At 70.4% G+C, this 4198-nt stretch carries 5 protein-coding genes; all 5 read left to right on the top strand.

The features are described 5' to 3' along the window. Nucleotides 1-688: hypothetical protein (locus tag DY926_RS16645; RefSeq protein ID WP_241503294.1), on the top strand; the 688-nt coding region annotated here is incomplete at its 5' end. A 42-nt stretch (nucleotides 689-730) separates the two neighbouring features. Further along, nucleotides 731-1651 (top strand): hypothetical protein, encoded by a 921-nt coding sequence (locus DY926_RS16640; protein ID WP_186336212.1) that lies wholly within the window; start codon nucleotides 731-733, stop codon nucleotides 1649-1651. Continuing rightward, nucleotides 1648-3135, top strand: a complete 1488-nt coding sequence (locus tag DY926_RS16635; protein ID WP_116704354.1) for a phage tail sheath protein — start codon at nucleotides 1648-1650, stop codon at nucleotides 3133-3135. Before DY926_RS16640 ends, DY926_RS16635 begins: the two co-directional genes overlap by 4 nt. Nucleotides 3136-3198: 63 nt before the next feature. Further along, nucleotides 3199-3630 (top strand): hypothetical protein, encoded by a 432-nt coding sequence (locus DY926_RS16630; protein ID WP_116704353.1) that lies wholly within the window; start codon nucleotides 3199-3201, stop codon nucleotides 3628-3630. A 14-nt stretch (nucleotides 3631-3644) separates the two neighbouring features. Further along, a complete protein-coding gene (locus DY926_RS16625; RefSeq protein WP_116704352.1) occupies nucleotides 3645-3959 on the top strand; it encodes a hypothetical protein in 315 nt (104 codons plus the stop codon). Nucleotides 3960-4198: the final 239 nt, after the last annotated feature.

The raw sequence follows: 4198 nt of genomic DNA, 5'->3' as shown, positions 1-4198 counted from the left end.
GGCCGGGGCTGCGCGGGGCGGGGGAGATCATCATCTGATGGACCAGCCAGCCCTGAACCGCCTTGCCGCGCGCGGCTTCGCACGGGCGGCGGCGCGGGTGGGGGCGGCGTGCGCGCAGTACCGCCCCACCGGCGCCATGCAGCCGATGGGCGTGGCCCACGCGCAGTTGGTGGCCGCGTTCAGCAGTGACCGGGCCTTCGGCTTTGCCGGGCCTGCATTGTGGGATGCGCCCTTTGTTTACGCGCTCCTGGACACGACCGACGTGCAGGCGGGCGACATCCTGACCAGCGCGGGACAGACCTGTTTTGTCGCGCGGTGCGAACCCTTCCGCCCGCCGCTGTGCGTGCTGTGCAACGCGACCGTCACCCTTGCGGCAACGCCCGCCCCGGCGGCGGCGCTGGCCAATCCCGGCGGCTACGCCACATCGGGCGATGCCAGCGCGCAGGCCACCGTGGCCAGCGGCTGGCCCGCGCTGATCCGGCTGGGTGCCGGGGCCACGGTGCCGGGGCCGGGGCAGCCCGGCGCGATCCATGGCGGGGGGATGGAAATGTTCATGCCCGCCATTCCCGGCGTCACGCTCCAGCCCGCCATGTGGGTCAGTGATGCCGGGGGCGCGCGCTACACCATTGGCAGCGCGCGCGCCAGCCCGTGGGGCACGCGCTGCCTGCTGGGCCAGCAGCAGGCATGAGGCACGCCCGCACCCCCCACACAAAACCGGAGCGGCGATGACATGGCCGATATTTCCACCATTTCCACCGCCATCGCCACGGCGCTGGCCACCGCGCTGTGCCCCGACGGCACGCCGGGCAGCGCATGCACGGGCCGCCCGCTGGTCATAAGCCGGGGCGGGCTGACACAGGCCGGGCTGGCCGGGGCGGGGGCCACGCTGCAGCAGGGGTGTGACTTCATCAGCATCATGGATGATGCGGCATCCTGGGCGCGGGTGGATGAACCGCTGGGGCGGCCGTGGCGGTTTGCGGGCATGCAGCCCGCCACGCTGGGCATCACCACGCAGGACAGTACCGCCGGCAGTACCGCCACCGTCACGCTGCTGCCGGGTGCCGCCCCCATGGGCACGGTGGGGCTGGTCATGTCCGGGCCTGCCGGGGTTGCGGCCTGTGGCCTGCATGTGGCGGCGGCGGATGACACGGCGGCCAGCGTCGCCGCCGCACTGGCCGCGCAGCTACCCGGCGCGGTGGCCGATGGCGCGTGCATTACCCTGCCCGGTGCCTGCGTGGCGCGCGCGATCAATGCCGATGTGGTGCAGGCGCGCTGCATCGCGCGCAGGCAGCAGCAGATGTTCGTGCTGACCGCATGGTCGGCCACCCCCGCCGGGCGCGACGCGCTGGGCCGCGCGATGGAGGACGCGCTGGCCCTGAGCGACTGGCTGACGGATGCGGGCGGCTCCACCTTCCGTATCGAGGCGCGGGCCGCCTTCAATGACGATACGGCCATGAACCGCGGCATCTTTGCCCGGCCCGCCCATTTTCTCGTGACCTATGACACCGAACTGACCCGTCCCGCCCCGGTCATGCTGGCCGGGGGTGTCGGCCTGCCCGGTGGCGTGCTGGCGGGCACGCCGCCGCCGGGCGCGGGCAGCGCCTCCCTTCACCGCGCCACGCCGCGCACTACCGAAAGACAGACATCATGACCATTTACCAGTCCGGGCAACTGAACACCAACAGCCTGAACGTGCCCGACCTGTACGTGCAGATCCTCAAGCCCCAGACGCTGGCGCTCAATGGCGTGGCGAGCGGGCGCATCGGCGTGGTGGGCACGGCCACGTGGGGGGCCGTGGGCGCGCCCGTGATCGTGGGCGGCATGGGCGACTGCCTGGCCGCGTTCGGCCCCAAGCAGGCGCTGGCCACCGACCTGGGCACGGCGGTCAACATCGCGCTGGCGCAGGGGGCGTCCGACTTCCGCTGCGTGCGGGTGAGCGACGGCACCGACACCGCCGCCACGGGCGAGCTTTCGGGGGTGACGCTGGATGCGGTGCATACCGGCAGCGCGGGCAACGCCATCGTGGCCACGCTGGCGCAGGATACGATCGTGACCACCAGCTATACCCTTACCGTCAGCCATGCCGTGCTGGGCAGCCGCACGTACCGTGGCACGAACTGGGCGGCACTGGCGGGCGCGCTGGCGGCGGATGACACGGCGCTGGTACGCGCCAGCGTGCCGCAGGTGGCCCCGGCCCTTGCGGCGGGCACGATCACGCTGGCCGGTGGCACCGATGGCGGCACGCCGGGCACGGCCGCCTTCATCGGCACCGATGGCGCGGCCCGCACCGGCATGTACGCCCTGCGCGGGCAGGGCTGCGCGATCGGGCTGCTGCATGGGGTGAGCGACAGCGCGGCATGGACCCTGCAGGCCGCCTTTGGCCTGGGGGAAGGGGTGTACATGATCGCCACCGGCCCGGCGGGCGACACCATTGCCGGTGCGGCGGCGCAGAAGGCGGCGGCGGGGCTGGACAGCTACGCCGTCAAGCTCATGCTGGGGGACTGGCTGTGGTGGGATGATGACACCAACGGCACCATGCTGGTGCCGCCGCAGGCCTTTGTCGCTGGGGTGCTGGGCGGGCTTTCGCCCGAACAGTCCAGCCTGAACCGTGAACTGTATGGTGTGGTGGGCAGCCAGAAGGCGGGCCTGGTTTCCAGCGGGCAGGCGGCCACCTATTCCACCGCCGAGCTTTCGGCCCTGTTCACCGCCGGGATCGACGTGGTGTGCAACCCCGCCCCCGGCGGGGCGTACTGGGCGGTCCGCGGCGGGCTGAACACCGCATCCGACGCGGACATGAACGATGACAGCTACACCCGCCTGACCAACTACATTTCCGAAACCATCAACGCGGGCATGGGCGCATTCGTGGGCGCGGTGATCACGCCCACCCTGTTTGGCGATATCCGCGCCGTGCTGCTGGGCACGCTGTCCAACATGGTCACGGGCGGGGTGCTGGGGGCCAGCACGGATTACGCCGTGGTGTGCGATGCGTCCAACAACCCCCAGTCGCGCACGGCGCTGGGTTACGTGCGGGCGGATGTGCAGGTGCGTTACCAGGGCATCAACCGCTTTTTCGTGGTCAACCTGCAGGGCGGGGCGAGTGTCACGGTCAGCACCGCCGCACCCGTGGCCTGACCCCGTTCGCTGCATTGCTGTTACGGGCGGCCCGGTGGCCGCCCTTTTTTTATGGAGACGTGAATGTCCGCCAAACCCTTCAATATCGGCCGCGACTGCCGGGTGGTGCTGGTCTATGACGGCAGCCGCATCGACCTGCCCACCGTAACCGGCTTCAGCGCGCAGCAGCGCACCAGCGCGCTGTCCTCCAGCCCGCTGAACGACATGCCGGTGTTCTATGACGTGCCCAATGGCTGGAACGGGCATTTCAGCTTCCAGCGCGACAGTTCGGGTGCCGATGACCTGTTCTGCGCCATTGAAAACGGCTTCTGGGCGGCGGGTACGGTGGTGCTGGGCAGCATCTACCAGTACGTGACCGAATGTGACGGCGCGCTCAGCACGTTCGAGTATGTGGGCGCGTCGCTCCAGCTTGCCGATGCGGGGCATTACCAGTCCGAAATGCTGGTGACGCAGACCATCAGCTTCAACGCCCGCGCGCGCAACCGCATTTCCTGAACGGGGGGACGGACATGGCCGAAGAACGGACCGTAACGACAGAAGATGGCCGGACCATCACCTACCGTGAGCGCGGGCCGGGGGATGTGCTGGCGCTGCTGGAGCTGGGGCCTGCGGCCCCCTCCACCGCGTGGCTGGAATATGCGCTCATGATCTCCTCGGTCGAGGAGATCGACGCGGTGCCGGTCATCCGCCCGCGCACGCGCGTGCAGCTTGAGCAGGTGGCCAACCAGATCGGCCATGCCGGGGTGGAGGCCCTGTCCGCCGCACTGTTCGGCACGGACGGGCCGGAGCGGGCCGCAGCCGAGCGGACCGCCGCAAAAAACTGAGCAGGCACCCCGTGCTGATCGAGGTCGCGGCCCTGGTCGGGCATGGGGTGCCGTGGGCTGTCGCCATGGACATGCCGCGCGTGCGGCGCATGGCGTTCCTTGTCGCCTTTGGTGAGCTTGCGGGCGGGCGATATGACTGGAACACCCAACAATGGGAGCAACCTGATGGCTGAATCCCGCCACCTGGCTGCGACCCTCGCCATGCTGTCCCGCATCGTGGCGGGGGCGGGGCGGGGGTA

Origin of the sequence: Komagataeibacter melaceti (genome assembly GCF_003403295.1) — a bacterium.
Taxonomy (GTDB): domain Bacteria; phylum Pseudomonadota; class Alphaproteobacteria; order Acetobacterales; family Acetobacteraceae; genus Komagataeibacter; species Komagataeibacter melaceti.
This window is presented reverse-complemented; position numbering and strand designations above follow the sequence as displayed.

Bases quoted from the DNA above. Each gene is read 5' to 3' on its own strand.
- DY926_RS16640 (WP_186336212.1), top strand. From the start codon at position 731: ATGGCCGATATTTCCACCATTTCCACCGCCATCGCCACGGCGCTGGCC.
- DY926_RS16635 (WP_116704354.1), top strand. From the start codon at position 1,648: ATGACCATTTACCAGTCCGGGCAACTGAACACCAACAGCCTGAACGTG.
- DY926_RS16630 (WP_116704353.1), top strand. From the start codon at position 3,199: ATGTCCGCCAAACCCTTCAATATCGGCCGCGACTGCCGGGTGGTGCTG.
- DY926_RS16625 (WP_116704352.1), top strand. From the start codon at position 3,645: ATGGCCGAAGAACGGACCGTAACGACAGAAGATGGCCGGACCATCACC.